1 protein-coding gene and 1 pseudogene are annotated in these 859 nt (G+C 35.9%); one reads left to right on the forward strand and one right to left on the reverse strand.

The annotated features are described in order from the left end of the window. The coding region (locus ACT3RM_RS18010; RefSeq protein WP_444511533.1) for a M28 family peptidase at positions 1-463 on the forward strand (463 nt) is incomplete at its 5' end. 52 nt (positions 464-515) lie between these two features. Here ACT3RM_RS18010 and ACT3RM_RS18015 read toward each other — a convergent pair. Next, positions 516-859 (reverse strand): annotated as a pseudogene (locus tag ACT3RM_RS18015) (general glycosylation pathway protein); the annotation flags it as partial.

Consider the following 859-nt stretch of genomic DNA (forward strand, 5'->3'; position numbering starts at 1 on the left):
ATTTGCATCTGGTGCCGTTGTACCTACAAAACAAATTGTTGGTTTATTAAATATTGATGGTATGAATGTACTTGATAGCACTGATTATATTTTACAATACGGTCAGGGTTTATCAGAGATGGAAACTTACCTAGCCAAAGCGGCAAAAAAACAGGGTCGTGTAGTTAAAATGGATCCTCGCCCGCAAAATGGTCTGTTTTTCAGATCTGATCACTTCTCTCTCGCTAAACAAGGCGTACCAAGTTTATTATTTATGAGCCTTGGCGATACCGACCCAGATTATATTGCTAATAAATATCATAAAGAAGGTGACGATTACTCACCTGATTGGTCATTAGGCGGCGTTAAGCAGGATATAAATATAATTATTGATATAGCAACTCAGCTTGCTAATAATGACGATTGGCCAAAATGGACTAGCGAGTCTGATTTTAAAACTAAACGCACTGAAGATAGGAAATAAGCTTAAATTTAAGAATAATTTAAGCTTATTTCAACGTAAAAATAAAATCCTCCTATTTGGAGGATTTTTGCATTAAGCGTGCTCGCATTAATAATATTTCTGCTTTTGCGCCTAGGTAAACATAAATAGCGAGTGCTATTAATAATCCAACGACGGCAAGCATCATAGCTATTGCAGGCATTAGATACTCTGACTGCCCTAACGCCGCTTTAAACATCGTAAGTAATGCTTCAATTGATATCGCAATTAATACTGTTGAAATAAACCGTGTGATTGTACGCCGGGTAGAAGAATGCCGAAATATATCTTTATGCATCAAAATTTCTTCTTCTAGTATGGTTTTGCCTAGATCAAAAACAGCCAATGCGAGGGTGATATAAATAATAATACTAAATT

Origin of the sequence: Pseudoalteromonas sp. AOP7-A1-14 (assembly GCF_052376275.1) — a bacterium.
Lineage (GTDB): Bacteria > Pseudomonadota > Gammaproteobacteria > Enterobacterales > Alteromonadaceae > Pseudoalteromonas.